Genomic DNA, 20,467 nt, shown 5'->3' with positions numbered 1-20,467 from the left:
TCGATCGCCCATAGGACGCCGGCCGCCGGGAGTTTGTGACACCAGCCCGGCGTGCGGTTCGGCGTCGTAGTCGAAGCGCCCCACGGGATGCGAGGGTAGCCGGGGCAGCGCTCGATCGAGAGGAGTTCGCGACGATGGCGGAACGGGGACCGGACTGGCTGCGGCGGACGTGGGACGAGGCCGCGCCGCGCTACGACCGCGACATCGCGTGGTTCGAGCGGGCGCTGCTCGCCGACGGCCGCGAGTGGGTGTGCGGGCAGGCTTCGGGGGAGGTGCTGGAGGTCGCCGTCGGGACCGGTCGGAACCTGCCGTTGTACCCGCCGGACGTGCGGCTGACCGGGATCGACCTCAGCCCGTCGATGCTGGATCTCGCCCGTCGGCGCGCCGCCGAGACCGGCCGCGAGGCGACGCTCACCGAGGCGGACGCGCAGTCCCTTCCGTTCCCGGACAGCACGTTCGACACCGTCGTCTGCACGCTGGGCCTGTGCGGCGTCCCGGACGAACGCGGTGCCATCGCGGAGATGCACCGGGTGCTGCGTCCGGGCGGCCGGTTGCTGCTGCTGGACCACGTCGGCAGTCATCGCCGCTTCGTTCTCGCTGGTCAGCGGCTGCTGGAGAAGCTGACCGTGTCCCGGCTGGGGGATTACCTGACCCGCCGGCCGCTGCCGTTGCTCGCCGCGGCCGGGTTCGCGGTGGAGCGGGCGGAGCGGAGCAAGGCCGGGATCGTCGAGCGGGTGGCGGCGCGGAAAACCGGCTAGTCCTGTACGGTCGTATAGGAGGGGTGCGATGAACGGCAAACTGGGGCAGATCGCGGTCGGCGTGCTGATGGTGATCGTCGGCGCGGTGCTGTACTTCGTGTTCCACGACGTCGAGACGCCGGTGATCGGGCTGCGGCAGGCCGGCGTGGTCGTGGGAGTGATCGGGGTGCTTGAACTGGTCGCGGTCGCGTGGCGGGCGTCCCGGCAGTGAAGCGTGCCACCCATGTGCTCGACGCGGTGCTGAATGTGTTGGCGGAGCAGGGAATCGGCGCGCTCAGTGTGCGGACGGTCGCCGCCGCGGCGGGCGTTTCCCCGGCTCAGGTGCAGTACTACTACCGCACGAAGAGCGACCTCGTGCGCGCCGGTTTCGAGTACGCGGGCGAGCAGTTCCTGGCCGAAATCGAAGCGGCGCAACCGAAATCGGTCGCCGACTTCGTCGAGCTGTGGCTGCCGCTGGACGAACCGCGCGCCCGGCGGGCCCGGGTGTGGCTCGCGTACACGGCGGCAGCCGTCGTGGATCCGGTGCTGCAGAAGGAAAACGCGAACCTCGATCGCGAGCTGCGGCAGTGGTATGTCAACGCCGGGTTGTCCGAGGATGTCGCGGCGCAGGTGTTCGCCATGATCGACGGCGTGACGCTGCAGTGTCTCTCGCTGCCGATGGCGGACCGTCGGGCATTGGCGGACCGGACGGTCGGCGCGTTCCTCGCGGCGCTACCTGGCTGAATGTAACACGTGATACATTCAGCACTGTGGCAGACGACAAGTGGCTGGTGCTGGTGGTTCGGGTGCCGTCCGGCCCGTCGCGGCATCGGGTCGCCGTGTGGCGTGAGCTGCGGCGGGTAGGCGCGTTGTCGCTCGGGCAGGGCGCCTGGGCGGTGCCGGACGTGCCCGGGTTCGCGGGCGGCGTCGCGCGGGCCGTCGAGCTGGCCGAACGCGGCGACGGCGAGGTGATCACGCTCGACGCCGCGGAACGGGACGGTTCGCGCCTGGTGGAGCTGTTCACTGCCGAGCGGGAAGAGGAGTGGACGGAGTTCCTGGCCGACTGCGGGAAGTTCGACGCCGAGATCGACAAGGAAATCCGGATCGGCAAGTTCACGATGGCCGAACTGGAAGAGGAAGAGCAGAGCCTTGAGCGGTTGCGGCGCTGGCATCGGGACCTGAAGGCGCGGGACGTGTTCGGCGCGCCCTCGGCGGCGGAGGCCGAGCAGCAGCTGAAGCAGTGCGCCGAGCGGCTCGCGGACTACACCGAGCAGGTTTTCCAAGCCCTGCACCAGATGTGAGGGTTTCCGATGCGTTCTGCTAAGCTGCGTCCGCTGTACGCCGCCGGGTTCGTCACCGCGTTCGGCGCGCACAGCATCGCCGCCAGCCTCGGCGCGTACACGCACGGCGATTCCTTGCTGACCCTCGGACTGCTGCTCGCGGTCTACGACGGGGCCGAGGTCGTGCTGAAGCCGGTGTTCGGCTCGCTGGCCGACCGGATCGGGCCGCGGCCGGTCCTGCTCGGCGGGTTGCTGGCGTTCGCGCTCGCGTCGGCGGCCTTTGTCGTCGCGGGAAACCCGGCGGCGGTCGGGCTGGCGCGATTCGGTCAAGGCGCGGCCGCGGCGGCCTTCTCGCCCGCGGCCGGGGCGCTCGTCGCACGGTTGTCGCCGGCGAAACGGCAGGGGCGGGCGTTCGGCGGTTACGGCGCGTGGAAGAGCGTCGGGTACACGCTGGGCCCGTTGCTTGGCGGCGTGCTGATCACGCTGGGCGGATTCTCCTTGCTGTTCGGCACCCTGGCGGTGCTGGCTTTCGTTGTCGCCGGATGGGCCGCGCTGGTGGTGCCCGCGCCGGAACCGTTGCCGCGGCAGCGACAGACCGTTGTCGACCTTGCCCGCCGGCTCGCTGAACCTGGCTTCCTGCGGCCGACCGCGGTGCTCGCCGGAACGACCGGGGCGCTCGCGGTGGGGATCGGATTCCTGCCGGTCACCGGGGCGGCGAGCGGACTCGGCACGGTGGCGACCGGCGCGGTGGTGTCGGTGCTGGCGTTGTGCTCCGCGCTGGTGCAGCCGTGGGCGGGCCGGCTCCGGGACGCTGGGCGGATCCCGGACCGATGGGGGATGGCCGGCGGGCTGCTGCTGACCGCCGCCGGGCTGGCGTTGGGCGCGTTCGTGCCGGGTCTCGTGGGAGTGGTGGTCGCGGCGGTGGCGATCGGCGTCGGGGTCGGGGTGGCGACGCCGATCGGGTTCGCGCATCTGGCCGGTTCCGCGCCGAAGGAACGGCTCGGGCAGACGATGGGGGCGGCCGAGGTCGGCCGGGAACTGGGCGACGCGGGCGGACCGCTGCTGGTCGGCGCGATCGCGTCGGCGGCGACGCTGGGGGCGGGGTTCGGCGGGCTGGCGGCGCTGCTAACGGTGATCGGTCTGGTGGTGGCTGGCTTCCGTAAGTCGTGAGGGGAACCCTGCGGGAATCTGATTCCCGGAGGGTTCCCCTCACAGACGATCAGCTGGTCGCGATAGCCGGGTCGCTTGTGGATGCCTGGCCGGTCTCCGCGTGGCCAGCGAAACGCCGGACGTACTTTCCGTCGTGATCCGCCTTGACCGTGATGTCGTACCAGCCATTGGCGACGCCCCACTTCGGCACCGCGCGCGAGGTGCCCGGGGCGAGCGTGTACCGGTAAGCCTCCGAAGGCGCGTATGCGTCCACGCCGGTGAAGGTGACCGTCCGGCTAGTCGGGTTCTTGAACGTCACCGTCACATAGCCCGCGTCGTGCCGTGCGGTGACTTCCGGGCCCAAGCCGCCGATCGTCCCGGCCTGTTCGCGGAGCCAGCCGTTGGGGCCGAAAACCGAGTACTGGTACCAATCTCCCGCGCCGCTCGGCAGATGCCAGCTGTCGGTGACCGACTTGCGGCCTTCCACGGTGTACGGCCACGGCCCGTCCGAACGCATCCGGGACGTCACGTGGAATCCGGCTCCGGCGTCGCCGAGATTGGCGAAGGTGAAGTACATCCGGCCGTCGCGGGCTTCGGTGTCCGCGGCCAGGTCGTACGGCAGCGCGCGGGCTTTGCGGGTGCCGGGTTCCTGCTTCGGCAGCGAACCGTTCGACGGCGGCACCGGGTGGTAGGTCGGCGGGGTGCTGTGGTCGGCGGGCGGCTGGTAGTCGCCGGTGCCGGGCAGGGGCGGGACGCCGCTGTTGGCTCCGGTGAAATCGAACGCCGACGTGAGGTCCCCGCACACCGCGCGGCGCCACGGTGAAATGTTGGGGTTGTGCACGCCGAAACGCTTTTCCACGAACTGGATCAGCGAGGTGTGGTCGAAAGTCTGCGAACAGACCCAGCCGCCGGTGCTCCACGGCGAAACGGCCAGCAGCGGCACGCGCGGCCCGAGTCCATAAGGCATTGCTTTGGTGTACGATGCGGCTGCGCCGCCTTCGTACCATTCCCCGGCGACGCTCGCCGTCGATTTGCCCCAGTTCGCGTCGCGCGGCGGGTACGGCGGGACGACGTGGTCGAAGAATCCGTCGTTCTCGTCGTACGTGATGAGCAGGACGGTTTTGCTCCACACGTCCGGATTCGACGTGAGCGCGTCGAGCACGCCGGAGACATACCAGGCGCCGTAGTTGGCGGGCCACGCCGGATGTTCGCAGTACGCTTCGGGGGCCACGATCCAGGAAACCTGCGGCAGGCGGTTCGCTTTGACATCCGCGGCGAGGTGGTCGAAGAAACCGTCGCCCGCGCTGGCCTTCGTGCCGGTGCGCGCCTTGTCGTAGAGCGGCGTGCCCTGCGCGGATTTCTGGTACTGGGTCAGGTAAAGCAGCGAATTGTCGCCGTAATTGCCGATGTACGCGTCATCGGTCCAGCCCCACTTGTGCTCCTTGTCGAGACCGTTGCCGACGTCCTGGTAGATCTTCCACGAAACCCCGGCCTTTTCCAGGATTTCCGGGAAACTGGTCCAGCCGTACCCGGATTCTTCATTGCCCAGCACCGGCCCGTTTCCGGAACCGTCGTTCCCCGTCCAGCCGGTGTACATGTAGTACCGGTTCGGGTCGGTCGAGGACAGCATCGAGCAGTGGTAGGCGTCGCAGACGGTGAACGCGTCGGCGAGCGCGTAGTGGAACGGGATGTCCTTGCGCGTCAGATACGCCATCGTAGTGCTGGTCTTCGCCGGGATCCACTTGTCCCACCGGCCGGTGCTCCACGCGGTGTGCGTGCCGTTCCAGTCGTGGTTGAGGTCCTCGATGAAGGTGAGGCCCAGGTTGTCCTCGGCGGGCCGGAACGGCAGCGTTTCGGCGCCGGAGGAGTCGGCCTGGTGCCACACCGGTTTCCCGCTCGGCAGCGAGACCGGGCGCGGGTCGCCGAAGCCGCGGACGCCGTTGAGGGTGCCGAAATAGTGGTCGAACGACCGGTTTTCCTGCATCAGCACGACAACGTGCTCGACGTCCGCGAGGGTGCCGGTGCGCACGGCGGCCGGCACCGAAGCCGCCCGCGCGATGCTCGCGGGCAAAGCCGTGCCGGCCGCCGTGGCCGCGGCGAGGTGCATGAATCTGCGACGGCTGACCGATGACATCGATGTCTCCTCGAAAAGTCGGGGACAGTTTCGCGGACGCGTTCGGGAATTTCCCACCGGGAAAGGCCGAACGCATCATCGACGGGTGATCCGCGCGCTGTCAACCGCCGACCGGGATGGCGCCCGTTCGTACTGCGTCACCGCCGGTTCGCTGCCTGTTTCACCGTCTTGATCACCGGTGCCGTTTCCACGTGGGTGACCGCGGGGAGCGCGGCGACGCTGGTGGTGAGGTAGCGGTACAACTCTTGGTGGCTCGCGCACACCACTGTCGCGTACAGGTTGGTCGGGCCGGTGGTCGCAGCGGCGTACGCGACTTCCGGGTGCGCGGCGAGCGCGGTGCCGGTTTCCTCCAGGGCCGCCGGGGCGACCGAAAGCCACAGCAGTGTCCGGATTCCCTTGCCGTACAACCGCCAGTCGAGGTCAAGGTCGAAGTACAGCACGTCCCGTGCGCGCAGTTCCGCCATGCGGCGGCGGACAGTGGTCGGGGACCAGCCGGTCGCGGCGGCGAGCTGTTCGAATCCGGCGCGGCCGTCGTCGGCGAGGGCGGCGAGGAGCGTGCGGTCGCCGTCGTCGAGTGTCGCCGGGCCAGGCCGGCGGGGGAGCGGTGGCGGACGCAACCGGGCGACGGCGGCGTCGTCCAGCGTGCCGATTTTGGCGACCATGCTGTCGGAGCCGCCGTAGAACGCGTGCAGCACCGAATGCGCGGTGACGCCTTCGACGCGTGGCGTGCGGGGCAGTTTGGCCAGCAGCAACGCTTCGCTGTCGGCTGCGTTTTCGAGGCGGACCGTGCAGGTGATTTCGGTTCCGCCGGACGTCAGGCTCACCCACGCGGTGTCCGGCCGCCGCGCGAGGGCCTCGGCGACTGCGCTCGCAGCGGTGGGCGCGCACCGGATGCGCAGGAACCATTGCACCGCACCGGAAGCCGCTTCGTTGACGCCGCCGATGACCCGGACCGCTCCGGTCGACCGGAGCCGGGCGTAGCGGCGAGCGACGGTGCGATCCGACACACCGAGTGCCCCGGCGATCGCGCTGAACGGAGCCCTGGGGTCGATCTGCAGGGCGTGCACGAGCTGCCGGTCGAGATCGTCGTAGTCGGAATCCACCTCGTTAAGCGTACTCGTGTCGGAATCCGCCGCTATCCGGTCGCTTTCTGGCTCGCGGGCTCCTGGCGGGCCGAGAGTCGGTTCCGAACACCGACCCACGAGGGAGAGATCATGACTGCCGAGGTGCTTGTCGTCGGCGCCGGTCCGACCGGGATGACGATGGCGAACGAACTCCAGCTCGCCGGCGTGTCCTGTGTGCTGGCGGACCGGCTGCCGCGGGCCAGCGAACTGTCCAAGGCCGGCGGGCTGCAGTCCCGCACCCAGGAGGCGTTCGACCAGCGCGGCCTGCTCGAACCGCTGCTGGCCACCGGCGACTATCCGGTCACTACCGCGCATTTCGCGGGCAATTTGCTGCCGCTGGTCCGCGAGCGGCACCGGTTCCCGTGGCGGTCGGTCCCGCAGGTGGCGATCGAGGGATTCCTGGAGAAACACCTTGCCGCGCAAGGAATCCGGATCCGGAGAAACCACGAGCTGGTCGGTCTGGCGCAGGACGCGGACGGCGTCACCGCGACCTTCGCCGACGGTGCGGTGATCCGGGCCCAGTACCTGGTCGCCGCCGACGGCGGGCGCAGCACGGTCCGGAAGCTGCTGGGCGCGGAGTTCTCCGGCCGTCCGGGGACGGCGACCACGGTGGCCGCCGACGTGCGGCTGAGCGCCGAGGTCCCGATGCACACGATCACCCCGGAGGGGTACCGCGCACAGGTGTTCCCGCTCGGTGTCGACGTCGAGGGACGGCCGCTGCGCCGACTGACGCTCGGCGGACCCGGCTGGTCGCTGGAACGGGACGTCCCGGTCACCGAGGACGAACTCCGCACCGGGCTGAAGACGGTCTTCGGCGACCGGGTGGAGCTGGTCGAAGTCCGTTACGCGCGCCGGATCACGAACGCCGCGCTGCAAGCCGCGCGGTACCGCCACGGCCGCGTTTTCCTCGCCGGCGACGCCGCGCATGTGCATCTTCCCCTTGGCGCGCAAGGGATGAACACCGGAATCCAGGACGCGATGAACCTCGGCTGGAAGCTCGTCGCGGCGGTGCGCGGCACCGCGCCCGAGGGGTTGCTCGACAGCTACCACGCGGAACGGCATCCGGTCGGCGCGGCGGTGCTGCGCAACGTCCAAGCGCAGTCGCTGCTCCTGGACGACGGCCCCGACTCGGCCGCGGCCCGGTCGTTGTTCGCGGATTTGGCGGGGCTGCCCGAAGTTCAGTATCTGCTGGACGACCTGTTGTCCGGCATGGGAATCCGCTACGTCGTCCCGGGCAGCGAGGAGCATCCGCTGGTGGGCCTGCCCGCGCCCGACCTCGGCCCGGAACTGCGAACCGGACGTGGCGTTCTCGTCGACCCGGACGGACAATTCGGCGCTCTCGCGACGCGGTGGGCGGACCGGGTGAACCGCGTTGCGACGGGTGCCGAAGCGATGCTGGTCCGTCCGGACGGATACGTGGCGTGGGCCGGTGATCCGGACGGTCTGGAGCCCGCGATTCGCCAGTGGTTCGGCGCGCCGGTGGGCTAGCGTGGCCGTCGTGCAGACGTGGCTGACCGACACCCGGACCTCGTACGACACCGTCGCCGCCAGCTACGCCGACCGCTTGCGCGACTCGATCGCCCGAAGCCCGTCGCTGCGCATGACGTTGGGATTGTTCGCCTCGCTGGTGCGGGAAACCGGCCCGGTGGCCGACGTCGGCTGCGGCACCGGGCACGTCACCGCGCACCTGAACGGCCTCGGGCTGGACGCGTTCGGCCTCGACCTGTCGCCCGGCATGATCGAGGTGGCGCGGCGGGACCACCCCGGGCTGCGGTTCGCGGTCGGTTCGATGACCGCGCTTCCGCTGCCCGACGCTTCGATGGCCGGGCTGTTGTCGTGGTGGTCGCTGATCCACGTCCCGGACGACGAGGTGCCCACCGCCCTCGCGCAGTTCCACCGCGTGCTGCGGCCCGGAGCGCCGGTCGCGATCGGCTTTCACGTCGGCGACGTGGCGCGGCTGAAGACGCAGGGGTACGGCGGGCATCCGATGCAGGTGCACGTCTATCGCCGGCGTCCCGCGCAGGTGTCGGAGTGGTTGCGCGAGGCCGGGTTCAGCGTCGAGGCGGAGTGGGTGGAGGAGCTGGACAGCGAAGTGCCGCAAGCGGTTGTCTACGCTCGCCGCTGAGTTCAGCCGAGGTCGAGTTTCGCCAGCCGCGGCAGCACGCCGTCGCGCCAGCCCGGGCCCATCCGCTCGCACGCGTCCGCCTGGCGTTTGTCGTCGAGGTCGAAGCCGGAGTGGTTCAGCAGGAGCCGGGTGCCCTGGCCCTCGGCGACGAGCGTCCAGGTGAGGGTCCAGTCGCCGTTGAAGGTGTAGACGAACTTCGACGGCGGCTCGGATTCGATGACCCGGCAAGGGATCGAGCCGAATCCGGGCATGTCCAGGTGGAACTCGTGCCCGACGTCCGGGCCGATGTCGCCCGGTGCCCACCACTTGGCGTGCAGTTCGGGATCGGTGAGCGCGCGCCAGACCTTTTCCGGCGCGGCGGCGATGAACTGGTCGACCGAGATGCTGCCGATCCGGGCGTACGTCACGGGGTTTCCTCCTCGTTTTCCAGCAGGTCGGCCATGCTGCGCAGGCGGCCGCGCCAGAACCGTTCGAACGGGTGCAGCCATTCGCCGACCTGCTCGAGCGGGTCGCTCTTCAGGTGGTAAAAACGTTGCCGCCCAACGGGTTCGTCGCGGACCAGCGAGGCGTCCCGCAACACCTTGAGATGCTCGGCGACCGCGGGACGGCTCAACTCGAACCGCGCCGCGAGGTCGCCGGCCGTGCACGGGCCGTCCGCGAGGATCTCCAGCAGCCGCCGCCGGACGGGACTGGCGAGAGCGAGGAAGACGTCGTCGGGCATGACGCTACGTTATGTCGGGAGTTTCCGACATGTCAACCGGCGGAACTCTTCGTCGGCGGACGGGGCGGGTCACCTTCGCGGCCGAGAGTCTGATGAGCGACCAACGCAGGAGAATCCGCGCGCCCGTCGCAAAGGTTTTCCGGTTCCGACCCGATCGGGTCACCGAGCAACCCGTCGCCAGCCGACGCGTCTTGCTGTTGTCACCGCGAAGCTGCCGAAAGGACGTCCTCCCCATGCACCTCCGCCGATGGGCCGTCCTGGCCTCCGCAGCCGCCCTGATCGCCGTCGCGGCGGCGGCTCCGGCAGCGGCGGTGATCGGCGGTTCGGTCAGCCATTACGGACCATGGGCGGTGCGGATGCTGGTCGACGGCAGGCCCGAATGCACCGGCACCGCGATCAGCCGGGAGTGGATCATCAGCGCCGACCACTGCTTCGCCGAGGCCGCGCAGCCCATCGCCGATTCGCGCATCGAGTTTCGCGTCGGCAATCTCGACCAGCGGCTCGGCACCGTGGTCAAGCCGGTCCCGGGGAGCCGCAACAACCACACGCTCGCCGACCTCATGCTGATCAAGGTCACCCCGATGGACGTCACCCCGGCGAAGCTGCCGACCGGCGGACCGGTGCGGCCGGGCGAGACCGTTCGGCAGCTCGGCTGGGGCGCGACCTGCACCGGCGACGAGAACAGCTGCCAATCCGACGTGCTCAAGCAGGTGGACGCGAAGGTCATCGACCCCGACGACCCGCGCTGCGAGGGCATGACCGTCTCCGGCGGCACCGATTTCTGCGCGCTGACCACCACCGGCGTCACGGCGGGCGGCGACTCCGGCGGTCCGGTCATGTCCACCGTCGATCGCGACACGCTGGTGGGGGTCACCAGCAAATCCGACCGCAGCAGCCTCGCGGCCGACGGCGACGTCTTCGGTCAGCTGGACTGGATCAAGAAGACCATCAAGGGCTGACCGTCAGAACGGCGCTCCGTAAGGCGCGCACGGCTTCGTCGCGCGCGCCGGTCAGGGCGGGGGAGTCCGTGGCGCGCGGGGCGCGAAGTGGGACATGGCGCGGCAGTTGTGCGAAGCGGTCTGACACCGCGTCGAGCACGTCGGGGCCCCATGGACCGCCCAGCACGATGAGTTCCGGGTCGGACACCGTCACCAGAGCGAGCAGCACGCCGCAGATCGCCTCGGCGAGGGTGTCGAGGACGTCGTCGGATTTGATCGCGGTTCGCAGGGCGGCGACGTCGATCGTGGTCGAATCCGGTTGGCGGACACCGAGATCCGCGAAGACGTCGATGAACGTCGTCGCCTGGCCGTTGGCGCCGCGCGTGAGGACGTGCGCGATCTCTCCGGCGAGACCGGCGTGTCCCCGCCGCACTTCGCCATCGGCGACGACCGCGCAGCCGAGGCCTTCGCCGAGGAAGAGGTAGGCGAAATCGCCGGCGGCCTGTTCGGTGCGGGCGGCCCAGTTGACGTCGTTGTCCACGGTGACCGGGCCCGTCACGACCGGCGCGAGGACGTCGGCGGGGGAGAGTTCCCCGAGCAGGAACGGGGAATCGGGCAGGTGGACGAGTTTCCCGGTGGCCCGGTCGACCGGATCGGCGGCGCTGACGACCGCGAGCCGGAGCGGTCCCGCGTCGGCGGCGACCCGGGCGGCGGCCTTGCGCAGCGCCTGGGCGACCTTCCGCGGACGTACCGGGCGGCCGAGGTCTTCGACGTGCCGGGCGAGCACCTCGCCGAAAACGTCGACGGCTTCGGCGACCGCGCCGTCGTGGCCGATGCTCACGACCAGGGCCGTGCCGAGGTCGTCGGCCAGTGCGTAGTAGGTGCCGACGCGGCCGCGGCCGGTGGTGCGTTCGCCGGTGTCGCGCAGCAGGCCGGCCTCGGCGAGCCGGGCGACGCTGTCGCCGACCGCGGGCTTGGAAATGCCGGTGCGGGCGGCGATCTGCGCGCGCGTCAGCTGCCGTTCGGCGAGCAGCGCCCGCAGGACGTGCTCGTCGGTCAGCGACCGGAGCAGGTCGAGGGAGGGCTTGGCCGGGGTCATCGGCGCGAGTCTAGCCGATTTAGTCAGGACTGTTGCCTGAATCCGCGCGGGCGCCTTACCGTCGATTCAGTAAGGAGCCCTTCCTGAATGGAGCGAGCGCTATGCAGCTTCCCCCGTTGCCGCACTGGGAGACCGCGCCGGACGACCTCCCGGCCGCGATTCGCGAGACCAAAACCGCGCTGCGGGCGCGGATCGAGGCGTCCGGGCGCACCGTGGAAGAGGTGTTCGCGGTGATCGAGGCTCGCGTCGCCGCCGCGGTCGAGGAGATCGAGGCGGCGAAAGCATGCGGCGAAGAGATCTGGCCGGTGCTGGAGTACGCCGACATCGAGGCGGGACGGGTCTCCGAAGACGACCTGCACCGGATCCGGAAGCGCGGCTGCCTGATCGTGCGCGGGCACTTCCCGCGCGAGCAGGCGCTGGCGTGGGACAAGGGGATCGTCGACTACGTCGAGGGCAACCGGTTCTTCGAGAACTACCGCGGTCCCGGCGACAACTTCTTCGGCAGCCTCGTCTCCCGGGCCGGGATCTACCCGATCTACTGGTCTCCGGCGCAGATGGAGGCGCGGCAAAGCGACCGGATGGCGCGCGTGCAAGCGTTCCTCAACGCGCGGTGGAAGTCGGAATCCGACGGCGTCCGGTGGTTCGACCCGGGCCGGGATTCGCTGTACCCGGACCGCATCCGCCGCCGTCCGCCGGGCGCGGATTCCGGCGGTCTCGGCTCGCATCTCGACCCGGGCACGCTCGACCTCTGGATGACCGAGGCGTACCAGCGGGCGTTCCGGCATCTGTTCGACGGCACCGTCGAGTCCTACGATCCGTGGGACGCCGCGCACCGCACGGCCGGGCCGCAGTTCGAGGGTTCGACGATGTGCTCGGTTTTCCGCACTTTCCAGGGCTGGACCGCGTTGTCGGACATGAAACACGACCAGGGCGTACTGCACGCGGTGCCGATTCCGGAGGCGATGGGCTACCTGATGCTGCGCCCGCTGCTGGCCGACGTGCCCGAGGACGACATGTGCGGCGTCCTGGTGAACCACGTGTTCGCGGCCAGCGAGGAATGGCATTCCTTGCTGCTGCGGGCTTCCAGCGGCATTCCGGACGTGCGGGCCGGGGATTCCGTGTGGTGGCACTGCGATCTGATCCACAGCGTCGCGCCGGTGAAGAACCAGCAGGGCTGGGGCAACGTCATGTATATCCCGGCCGCGCCGTGGTGCCCGCGGAACGAGGCGTACGCCGGGGCGGTGCGGGAGGCGTTCGAGACCGGTTCCAGTCCGTCGGACTTCCCGCCCGAGCATTACGAGCGCTCCTGGCCGGACCGGTTCGCCCCGGAACAGCTGAACGCGACCGGACGGCGCGGCCTCGGGATCGGGTGAAAGCGGTCTAGTCCATTAGGGGCGTCATGGACGTTCAGGGCAAGACGCGCCGATGCTGGCGGTCCCGCCTGTGGCGATGTCCAGAAATGCTTGAGTCGCCGCGGTAATCGGCCCGGACCGGTAGATCAGCCACTGCGGGAGTGTTTCCGGCGGCGAAAACCGGAGCACCTCCGCACCGGCCCGGCGGGCCAGTTCGGCCCAGCCGTCCGGCATCAGGCTCGCGCCGATCCCGCGCAGCACCATTGGCAGTACCACGCTCCGGTCGCCCACCTCGGCCGCGATCGACAGGTCCGGCACGGTCGCCGCGAGCCGGTCGAAGAAACCGCGTACCGCGGTCGGCGACGTGGTGACCACGAACTGCATCCCGCTGAGCTCAGCCCGCTCCACGGCCCCGTCCGAGCCGATTTCCGTACCGGGCGGGGCGACCAGCAGCAGTTCCTCGTCCCGCAGGTGGTGTGCGATCAGACCCGGCCCGACCGGGCGTTCCGCGCTCCCGCACACCCCGGCCTCGCACCGGCCCTGCACCACCATCGCGACCACCTCGGCCGCCGACAACGCCGCCGACGTGCTCACCAGCACGCCCGGATACCGCGTGCGCATCTCGGCGACGATGCTGATCACCGGCTCCAGCGCGGACGACGACGTGGCCGCGACGTCGATCCGCCCGGCCGGCCCGTCGCCCGCCATCCGCGCGGCAGCGCGCAGGGCGTCCAGGTCGCGCAACACCAGCCGGGCGCGTTCGGCGAGCAGTTCGCCGGCGTTCGACAGCACCGCGTTGCGGCCGACCCGGTGGAACAGCTCGACGCCGAGGTCCTGTTCCAGCTTCGCGATCGCCCGCGACAACGACGGCTGCGCCACCCGCAACGCCCTCGCCGCGTGCGTGAACCCGCCGTGCTCGGCAATCGCGACGAAGTACTCCAGCTGGCGGCGTTCCATAGCGATACGCTATCGGACTGGTGCCTCAGATGTCTTTGACGTACCGCCAGCCCGCGCGCGACGATAGGGCCCATGGTCCAGACGCGCCCGACGTTGCAGGGCACCTTCGGCATGGTGTCGTCCACCCACTGGCTCGCCTCGGCGGCCGCGATGGCGGTTCTCGAGGACGGCGGCAACGCCTACGACGCGGCGGTCGCGGGGGCGTTCGTGCTGCACGTCGTCGAACCGCACCTCAACGGGCCGGGCGGCGAGGTGCCGATGATCCTCGCCCCGGCAGGCGGCGCGCCGAAGGTGCTGTGCGGGCAGGGGCCCGCGCCGGCCGGCGCGACGATCGAGCACTACACCTCGCTCGGCCTGGACCTCGTCCCCGGCACCGGCCCGCTCGCCGCCGCGGTGCCCGGCGCGGTCGAGGCGTGGCTGCTCCTGCTGCACGACCACGGCACGAAGTCGTTGCGGGAGGTCCTCAAATACGCCATTCACTACGCGGCGGACGGCCATCCGGCGGTCGAGCGCGTCGGCGCGACGGTGGAGACCGTCCGCGAACTGTTCGAGAACGAATGGACGACGTCGGCCGAGCTGTACTTGCCCGGCGGGGTCGCGCCGAAACCCGGTGGCCTGCTGAAGAATCCTGCGCTCGCCGAGACCTGGCGACGGCTGATCGCCGAAGCGGAGGCGGCCGGGAGCGACCGGGAAGCGCAGATCGAGGCGGCGCGGAAGGCGTGGCGCGAGGGGTTTGTCGCGGAAGCGCTCGCCGCCTTCGCCGCGAAACCGGCGATGGACTCGTCCGGCGAGCGGCACGCGGGCACCCTCACCGCCGACGACATCGCCGCGTTCCGGCCGACGTACGAGGACCCGGTCACCTGCACCTGGAACGGCTGGACCGTCGCGAAAGCCGGGCTGTGGAGCCAAGGTCCGTCCTTCCTGCAGCAGCTCGCGCTCCTGCCGGACGAGCTGGACTACGCGACGCCGGAGTACTACCACCGGCTCATCGAGGGCACGAAGCTCGCGATGGCCGACCGCGAGGCCTGGTACGGCGACAGCACGGAAGTCTCCATGGAGGCGCTGCTTTCCCCGGAGTACAGCGAGGCCCGGCGCAAGCTGATCGGCGAGCGCGCGTCCTTCGACCTGCGGCCGGGCAGCCCGGAAGGCCGCACGCCCCGGCTGAGCCGGCACGTGCACTACGTCGCGGGCGGCGGGGTCACCGCGTCGGCGATCGGGGCGGGGGAGCCGACCGTCGCGAAGGACGGCCTGACCCGCGGCGACACCTGCCACCTCGACGTCGTCGACCGCTGGGGCAACATGATCGCCGCGACCCCGAGCGGCGGCTGGCTGCAGTCCAACCCGGTGGTGCCGGAGCTGGGTTTCCCGCTCGGCACCCGGTTGCAGATGGCGTGGCTCGACCCGGGCCTGCCGAACTCGCTCGCCCCGGGCAAACGGCCGCGCACCACGCTCTCGCCGTCGCTCGCCCTGCGCGACGGCGTCCCGGTGATGGCGTTCGGCACCCCCGGCGGCGACCAGCAGGACCAGTGGAACTTCCACTTCTTCCTCGGTACCGCACTGCGCGACAAGGTCCGCGGCGGCCTCGATCTGCAAGGCGCGATCGACGCGCCGAACTGGCACACCGACAGCTTCCCGAGTTCGTTCTACCCGCGCGGCATGGCGGCGGGCAGCGTGACTGTGGAGTCGCGGATCGGCGCGGAGGTGATCGCCGCGCTGGAAAGCCGGGGGCACGACGTCACGGTCGGCGAGCCTTGGTCGGAGGGGCGGCTGTGCGCGGTGGCGAAGGACCCGGAAACCGGGGTCCTGTCGGCGGCCGCGAACTCGCGCGGGGCGCAGGGGTACGCCGCGGGGCGGTAGCGGGAATTGACAAGCGCTGTCCCGAAAAGGACAGCGTTTGTCAGTGCTTTCGGCAGATTTACAACGTTGTATCGCGGTGCCACACTGAGGTCGCTCGGTTTCTTCTTTCCCGTGTCCGGTAGCCGACCGAAAGAAGCTGTCGATGTCCTCCTCCGCATCTCCCCGCGAAGTCAGCCGCCGCGCCGCCCTGCGCTGGGCGGGCACCGGCGCGGCCGCCGGGGTCGCGCTCTGGTGCCTTCCGGAACTGGTCCAGTCCACCGCCGCCGCGGCTCCGGCGGGCACGCTGCGCCCGCCCGCGACGCCGCTCGTGGTGCGCTCGCCGTATCTCTCGACCTGGCAGGCCGCGGACACCCTGCCCGGCACCTGGTCGACGTTCTGGAACGGGCACATCACCGCGCTGTGCGGCATCGCCCGGATCGACGGCACCGCGTGCGTGTTCGCCGGTGCGCCGCAGCTGCCGTCCGGTCCGAGCCTGACCCCGATGACGCAGAACTCCTTGCAGGTCACCGCGACCCGCTCGATCTACGAACTCACCGGCGGCGGCGTGACCCTCACCGTCACCTTCTTCTCGCCGGTAGACCCCGGCAACCTCCAACGGCAATGCGTGCCGTTCGGCTACATCACCGTCGCCGCCGCGAGCACTGACGGCCGGGCACATAGCGTTTCGCTGCATTTCGACTCGTCGGCAGAGTGGCTGCAATGGGATTCGGCCACTCCGGTCGGCTGGCAGCACCAGGAATCCGGCGGCATCACCTCGCTCAGCGTCCAGGCCGCTTCGCCGACTGCGCTCGCCGAGGACGGACACGACCAGCCGCGCTGGGGTTCGCTCGTGGTCGCGGCGCCTTCGGCCGGGGTGACCTGGCAGATCGGGCAGGACACGGTCGTGCGCGCGGCGTCGGCGAACGGGGCAGCGCTGCCCGGGACGAGCGATCCGGACCAGCCGAGAGCGATCAACGACCGCTGGCCGGTTCTCGCGTTCGCCAAAGACCTGGGCACGATCCAGCCGGGCGCGGCAGCCGATCCGCTGGTGGTGGCGATCGGGCACATCCGCACGCCTGCGGTCAGCTACCTCGGTGCGCAACTGGCACCGTGGTGGACGCATTACTGGTCCTCCTGGCAGGACATGGTCGCGTGGTTCCACGCCGACTACCCGGCCGCGCTCGCCGCGGGGATCGCGCTGGACCAGCGGATCGACAGCGAAGCGTCCGCCGCGGCCGGCGACCATTACGCGGCGATCTGCGCGCTCGCCCTGCGCCAGGCGTTCGGCGGCACCGAGCTGGTCGACCGGAACGGCTCGCCGTGGGCGTTCCTGAAGGAGATCTCGTCCAGCGGCAATGTGTCCACAGTGGACGTGATTTATCCGGCGCTGCCCGGCTACCTCCATCTCTCGCCGGACTTCGTCCGGTTGCTGCTGGAACCGGTGCTGGATTACGCGGAGCACGGCGGCTGGCCGATGACGTTCTCGGAACACGACATCGGCGCGTCCTATCCGAACGCGGCCGGGCACAACGACGGCAACGAGGAAAGCATGCCGGTCGAGGAATCGGCGAACATGCTCATCATGTCCGCCGCGGTCGCGCAGCGCCTGGATTCCTCGGCGGGAAAGGCATTCGTCAGCGCTCATTACGGAATTCTGCGGCAATGGGCCGAATACCTGGTGGGCAACACTCTCGATCCGGGCAACCAGAACCAGACCGACGACTTCACCGGCTGGATCGCGCACAGCGCCAACCTCGCGTTGAAAGGCATCATCGGGGTCGGCGCGATGGCCGTTCTCGCCGATGTCACCGGAAATTCCGCCGATGCCCTGCGGTACCGCTCGATCTCGCGGTCGTACATCAGCCAATGGACGAGCTTGGCCGACGACGGCTCGCACCTGCGGATGGCGTACGACCAGCCGGGCACCTGGAGCCTGAAGTACAACGGTTTCGCGGACCGGCTGCTGGGCCTCGACCTGGTGCCGCTCGGCACTGCTGCCCGGGAAGCCGCCTGGTACCAGTCGAAACGAGGCGCGCACGGCGTCCCGCTGGACCTTCGCCACGACTACACCAAAGCCGACTGGGAGTTGTGGACGGCCGCTTGGCTGACCGACCACACCGGCATCCGCACGACGCTTGTCGAAGGCGTCTACAGTTTCGCCAACACCACTGGTTCGCGGGTTCCGTTCTCAGACTGGTACTTCGTCGCCGACGCCCGGCAATCCGGCTTCCAAGCGCGCCCGGTCGCCGCTGGATACTTGGCCTTGCTGCCGCGCCCAGCCGCCTCGACGACGTCGTGGCGGCGGATCCAGAACCAGCGATCCGGGAAACTGCTGGCGGTGCAGGACATGTCGCTTTCGGACACTGCCGACGTGACGCAATGGCAGGACAACGGCACGGTCGATCACGTGTGGACAGTCGTGGACAGCGGCGACGGAACGGTGCGGATCATGAACCGCAACAGCGGCAAGGTGCTCGCGGTGCACGACCAGAGCCTGGACAACGGTGCGCACGTGCAGCAGTTCCAGGACAACGGAACGCCGGATCACCTGTGGCGCATCGTGGACGCGGGCGGCGGCTGGTGGAAACTGGTGAATGTCCACAGTGGAAAGGTGATGGCGGTCGACCAGCAGTCCACTGCGGACGGTGCACAAGTGACTCAGTGGGACGACAACGGGACGCCGGATCACCTGTGGCGGTTCATCTGAGCCGGCTTACCGGGAGACGGAAGCGGCGGAATCCGTGTATCGCGCGCGAAGCTCTCGCTTGAGCAGCTTCCCGGTGGCATTGCGCGGAAGCTCGTCCACCACCTCCACCCGGCGGGGACACTTGAAAGCGGCGATCCTTTCGCGGCAATAAGCGATCACCGCGTCCCCGTCGAGCGAGTCTCCGGCGGGAACCACCACCGCGATCACGGTTTCGCCCCACTGCGGATCCGGCGCACCGATCACCGCGACGTCGGCGATGTCCGGATGCCGGTGCAGCACCTGCTCGACCTCGATCGGGTAAACGTTCTCGCCGCCGGAAATGATCATGTCCTTCTTGCGGTCCACCAGCGTCACGAAACCGTCGGCGTCGCTGCGGGCCAGGTCGCCGGAATGGAACCAGCCGCCGCGCAGGGTTTCGGCGCTCGCTTCGGGCAGGCCCCAATAACCGGCGAAGACGTTCGGGCCGCGCAGCACCAGTTCGCCGACCGTCCCGATGGGCACGTCGTCGTCGCGTTCGTCCACGATCCGCGCCTCGACGTGCAGGAAGGGCCGTCCGACGGACCCGGCGTGCGAGCGCACGAACGCCGATTCCAGCACCAGCGCGGCGGGGGAGAGCTCGGTCATCCCGAAACCCTCCACAAAGGTCAGTCCTTTGCCCTCGTAGAATTCGATCACCGGCAGCGGGCACGGCGCGCCGCCGCACAGCAGATACCGCAGTCGCGACAGGTCGTAGGAATCGAAATCCGGGACCTGCGTCATCGCCGCCCACATCGCGGGCACCATGAAGTGGACGGTGACCTTCTCCCGCTCGATCAGCGCGAGTGTCTCTTGTGGATCGAACTTGCCCGCGACCACCACGGTGCCGCCCGCGTACAGCAGCGGCAGGGTGAACAGCGCCAGCCCGCCGATGTGGAAAAGCGGGGCGACCGTCAGCGTGATGTCCGAGGGGAGGATGCCTTCCCCGGAGGTGAGCACGTTGATCGCGTTCGCCTCGAGGTTGCCGTGCGTGAGCATGGCGCCCTTGGGTCGCCCGGTGGTGCCGGAGGTGTACATCAGCACCGCGACGTCGTCCGGCCCGGTCGGTTCGGGCGCGACGCGGCCCTCTCGGGCGAGTTCACTGTTGTTGACCAGCGTCCGAGCGCCGGAAGCCTCCTTCGCGAGCGCGGCGAAGGTGTCGTCGTGCACCACGACCACCGGCCGGGCGTCGTCGAGCAGATACTCGACTTCGGCCGCCGCGAGCCGGAAGTTGATCGGCAGCGTGATCGCGCCGAGCCATGCCACCGCGAAAAGCGTTTCGAGGTAGCCGGTGGAATTCAATCCGAGCAAGGCCACCCGGTCGCCCTTGCGCACGCCCAGTTCGCGCAGCGCCGCCGCTCGCCCCGCGACCCGGCGTTCGAGATCGGCGTACGTGATCCGCTCGCCGGTCTCGGCGGCCACGAGCGCGACCGACTCGGGGGTGACGGTGCTGCGCCGGGCAATCCACTGCGCCAAGCTCGATGCCATGCCGAGACTCCTTCGTCGCCGGGGACCACGACGAAGGTAACCGTACGGACGGTCAGTGGTCAAACCTTCGGTTACAGTGGGCCGATGCCACCCAAAGGCCGCGCCGGGGACATCCTGGCGACGTTCACCCGCTACGTCGCCGAACGCGGGTACGACGCCACGAACTTCTCCGACATCGCCGGTGAACTGGGGCTGTCGAAGGGCACGATCGTGCACCATTTCGGCACGAAGGACCGGCTGCTCGCCGCGCTGCACGAGTCGTACATGCGGCGCAGGCTCGCCGAGGCCGCGCTGATCCGCGCCCGCCTCCCGACCCCGACCCGGCAACTGGCCGGGCTGCTGTACGCGTTCGTGCTGTACCAAGTGGTGGACCGGGAGGCGACCGTCGCGTTCCAGCGCGAGGTCGTCCGGCTGGCCGACCACGAAGCGATGGCCGAGGGCCGCCGGATGCGCGCGGAATACCTGGACCTGGTGCGGGCGGTGCTGTCCGAAGGGATCGCGGCGGGGGAGTTCCGCCCGTGCGACGTCGAGGTGCAGAGCCTGCTGATCTTCGGCTCGGCGCAATGGGCGTGGACGTGGTTCGACCCGACCGGCCCGGTGTCGGCGGAGCAGGTGGGCGCGCAGTTGGTCGAGCTGGTATTGGGCGGCCTGTTGACGCGCCGCGCCCGGCTCAACGGGCTGACCGAGGCGGACGGCAAGGTGGTTCAGGTGGTGCGTCAGTCCATTGCGGCGGCGAAGGCTTGACCGGTGTCGGCGATCGAACTTACCGAGTCCGTTCCGTTGAATTCGTAGTAATGCCGGATTC

19 protein-coding genes are annotated in these 20,467 nt (G+C 69.8%); 12 read left to right on the top strand and 7 right to left on the bottom strand.

The window, feature by feature from the left end; all coding sequences use genetic code 11:
* Positions 1 to 134: 134 nt before the first annotated feature.
* The 5 genes from FKO37_RS32975 to FKO37_RS32955 are packed head-to-tail and all read left to right on the top strand — an operon-like array spanning position 135 to position 3,187.
* Positions 135 to 758, top strand: a complete 624-nt coding sequence (locus FKO37_RS32975; protein WP_037820090.1) for a class I SAM-dependent methyltransferase — start codon at positions 135 to 137, stop codon at positions 756 to 758.
* Between the two features lie 28 nt (positions 759 to 786).
* Positions 787 to 969 carry a hypothetical protein gene (locus tag FKO37_RS32970; RefSeq protein ID WP_238607060.1) on the top strand — a complete coding sequence of 61 codons (183 nt, stop codon included), beginning with the start codon at positions 787 to 789 and terminating at the stop codon, positions 967 to 969.
* Complete coding sequence (locus FKO37_RS32965; protein ID WP_238607059.1) at positions 966 to 1,481, top strand: TetR/AcrR family transcriptional regulator; 516 nt, start codon at positions 966 to 968, stop codon at positions 1,479 to 1,481. The genes FKO37_RS32970 and FKO37_RS32965 overlap by 4 nt, the downstream gene beginning before the upstream one ends.
* 26 nt (positions 1,482 to 1,507) lie before the next feature.
* Complete coding sequence (locus FKO37_RS32960; protein WP_238607058.1) at positions 1,508 to 2,038, top strand: Chromate resistance protein ChrB; 531 nt, start codon at positions 1,508 to 1,510, stop codon at positions 2,036 to 2,038.
* A 9-nt stretch (positions 2,039 to 2,047) separates the two neighbouring features.
* Complete coding sequence (locus tag FKO37_RS32955; protein ID WP_238607057.1) at positions 2,048 to 3,187, top strand: MFS transporter; 1,140 nt, start codon at positions 2,048 to 2,050, stop codon at positions 3,185 to 3,187.
* Positions 3,188 to 3,236: 49 nt separating this feature from the next.
* Here the strand turns inward: FKO37_RS32955 and FKO37_RS32950 are convergent, their stop codons facing one another.
* Both FKO37_RS32950 and FKO37_RS32945 read right to left on the bottom strand, forming a co-directional pair.
* Positions 3,237 to 5,300, bottom strand: coding sequence for a phosphocholine-specific phospholipase C (locus tag FKO37_RS32950; RefSeq protein ID WP_238607056.1), 2,064 nt, complete (start codon positions 5,298 to 5,300; stop codon positions 3,237 to 3,239).
* A gap of 137 nt (positions 5,301 to 5,437) precedes the next feature.
* Entirely contained in the window at positions 5,438 to 6,403 is a 966-nt protein-coding gene (locus tag FKO37_RS32945) for an Lrp/AsnC family transcriptional regulator (protein ID WP_238607055.1), read from the bottom strand.
* 111 nt (positions 6,404 to 6,514) lie between these two features.
* Between FKO37_RS32945 and FKO37_RS32940 the strand changes: the two genes are divergently transcribed.
* Both FKO37_RS32940 and FKO37_RS32935 read left to right on the top strand, forming a co-directional pair.
* The gene (locus tag FKO37_RS32940; protein ID WP_238607054.1) at positions 6,515 to 7,912 is read left to right on the top strand and encodes an FAD-dependent monooxygenase; all 1,398 of its coding nucleotides are present in this window, start codon (positions 6,515 to 6,517) and stop codon (positions 7,910 to 7,912) included.
* 1 nt (position 7,913) lies between these two features.
* Positions 7,914 to 8,549 (top strand): class I SAM-dependent methyltransferase, encoded by a 636-nt coding sequence (locus tag FKO37_RS32935; RefSeq protein WP_238607053.1) that lies wholly within the window; start codon positions 7,914 to 7,916, stop codon positions 8,547 to 8,549.
* Positions 8,550 to 8,551: 2 nt separating this feature from the next.
* Here the strand turns inward: FKO37_RS32935 and FKO37_RS32930 are convergent, their stop codons facing one another.
* The gene (locus FKO37_RS32930) at positions 8,552 to 8,956 is read right to left on the bottom strand and encodes an SRPBCC domain-containing protein (protein ID WP_238607052.1); all 405 of its coding nucleotides are present in this window, start codon (positions 8,954 to 8,956) and stop codon (positions 8,552 to 8,554) included.
* Positions 8,953 to 9,270, bottom strand: a complete 318-nt coding sequence (locus FKO37_RS32925; RefSeq protein WP_037820108.1) for a helix-turn-helix transcriptional regulator — start codon at positions 9,268 to 9,270, stop codon at positions 8,953 to 8,955. The genes FKO37_RS32930 and FKO37_RS32925 overlap by 4 nt, the downstream gene beginning before the upstream one ends.
* A gap of 233 nt (positions 9,271 to 9,503) precedes the next feature.
* On the opposite strand from FKO37_RS32925, the gene FKO37_RS32920 reads away from it, so the two are divergent.
* Positions 9,504 to 10,229, top strand: a complete 726-nt coding sequence (locus tag FKO37_RS32920; RefSeq protein ID WP_238607051.1) for a trypsin-like serine protease — start codon at positions 9,504 to 9,506, stop codon at positions 10,227 to 10,229.
* Here FKO37_RS32920 and FKO37_RS32915 read toward each other — a convergent pair.
* Positions 10,219 to 11,307, bottom strand: coding sequence for an ROK family transcriptional regulator (locus FKO37_RS32915; protein WP_238607050.1), 1,089 nt, complete (start codon positions 11,305 to 11,307; stop codon positions 10,219 to 10,221). The two genes, FKO37_RS32920 and FKO37_RS32915, sit on opposite strands and share 11 nt — an antisense overlap.
* Positions 11,308 to 11,408: 101 nt before the next feature.
* On the opposite strand from FKO37_RS32915, the gene FKO37_RS32910 reads away from it, so the two are divergent.
* Positions 11,409 to 12,680, top strand: a complete 1,272-nt coding sequence (locus FKO37_RS32910) for a YbiU family protein (protein WP_037820114.1) — start codon at positions 11,409 to 11,411, stop codon at positions 12,678 to 12,680.
* Positions 12,681 to 12,704: 24 nt separating this feature from the next.
* On the opposite strand, the gene FKO37_RS32905 is transcribed toward FKO37_RS32910, so the two are convergent.
* Entirely contained in the window at positions 12,705 to 13,616 is a 912-nt protein-coding gene (locus FKO37_RS32905) for a LysR family transcriptional regulator (RefSeq protein WP_238607049.1), read from the bottom strand.
* A 72-nt stretch (positions 13,617 to 13,688) separates the two neighbouring features.
* Between FKO37_RS32905 and FKO37_RS32900 the strand changes: the two genes are divergently transcribed.
* On the top strand, positions 13,689 to 15,473 hold the full coding sequence (locus tag FKO37_RS32900) for a gamma-glutamyltransferase family protein (protein ID WP_037820117.1): 1,785 nt from the start codon (positions 13,689 to 13,691) through the stop codon (positions 15,471 to 15,473).
* Positions 15,474 to 15,615: 142 nt separating this feature from the next.
* Positions 15,616 to 18,159 (top strand): glutaminase domain-containing protein, encoded by a 2,544-nt coding sequence (locus FKO37_RS32895; RefSeq protein WP_238607048.1) that lies wholly within the window; start codon positions 15,616 to 15,618, stop codon positions 18,157 to 18,159.
* A gap of 6 nt (positions 18,160 to 18,165) precedes the next feature.
* On the opposite strand, the gene FKO37_RS32890 is transcribed toward FKO37_RS32895, so the two are convergent.
* On the bottom strand, positions 18,166 to 19,662 hold the full coding sequence (locus FKO37_RS32890; protein ID WP_238607047.1) for a long-chain fatty acid--CoA ligase: 1,497 nt from the start codon (positions 19,660 to 19,662) through the stop codon (positions 18,166 to 18,168).
* 84 nt (positions 19,663 to 19,746) lie between these two features.
* Here FKO37_RS32890 and FKO37_RS32885 point away from each other — a divergent pair, with 84 nt between their 5' ends.
* The gene (locus FKO37_RS32885; protein ID WP_238607046.1) at positions 19,747 to 20,406 is read left to right on the top strand and encodes a TetR/AcrR family transcriptional regulator; all 660 of its coding nucleotides are present in this window, start codon (positions 19,747 to 19,749) and stop codon (positions 20,404 to 20,406) included.
* The last annotated feature ends 61 nt before the right edge of the window (positions 20,407 to 20,467 follow it).

Origin of the sequence: Amycolatopsis sp. Poz14 (genome assembly GCF_006704225.1) — a bacterium.
GTDB classification, from domain to species: Bacteria; Actinomycetota; Actinomycetes; order Mycobacteriales; family Pseudonocardiaceae; genus Amycolatopsis; species Amycolatopsis nivea.
The sequence above is the reverse complement of the archived record's forward strand: the minus strand, read 5'-3'. Positions and strand labels throughout refer to the sequence as shown.